This is a genomic window from Puniceibacterium confluentis, from assembly GCF_007923445.1.
In the GTDB taxonomy this organism is placed as follows: Bacteria; Pseudomonadota; Alphaproteobacteria; order Rhodobacterales; family Rhodobacteraceae; genus Puniceibacterium; species Puniceibacterium confluentis.
Map to the genome: position 1 here is coordinate 1 of NZ_VOJI01000128.1, position 535 is coordinate 535.

1 protein-coding gene is annotated in these 535 nt (G+C 46.2%); it reads right to left on the reverse strand.

The window, feature by feature from the left end:
* On the reverse strand, positions 1 to 535 hold a 535-nt coding region (locus FOY53_RS24310), incomplete at both ends, for a 5'-nucleotidase C-terminal domain-containing protein (RefSeq protein WP_186766744.1).

Here is a 535-nt window from a genome sequence, read left to right on the forward strand (position 1 = left end):
TTAGCGTCAGCTTTCAAGCTGTATTTGGCAAACCCGTCTGCCGCGCTGCTCAAGTATGAAATTTGTTGATTTCCGGCTAGCACATCTTTGGCATCAGGAGAGGACTCAAAGGTAACCTTGGCCTGACCAAAAGGAGCAATAGACCAGTTGCCGTCCGCTGACGGGTTAATCGTTCCGTTCGTACGGATATAATCAACAACGACTTGGCGACTTTCATCTGGTGCTGCCATCACAATACGTTTGCCATCTGGGTTGGCCAGTTTGGAGGAGGAAGCACGATAGTTATTGGTCGCAACGATAAATTTCTGTGCAGGATCAATAGCCTTCCCATTGTATTGCAGATCCTTGATACGATGGGCTGAAGAATCAATAATAGTTCCCTTGGCATCATATCGTGCAGGCTGAGTTACATCAATCTGGTAATTCACACCGTCAATCACATCAAAATTGTAGGTTGGGAAATCTTTGTTGATCAGCGATTGTTCCTCTGTTTTGCTAGGATCAATGCGGTTGAACTGACCCGCAGACCATTCCA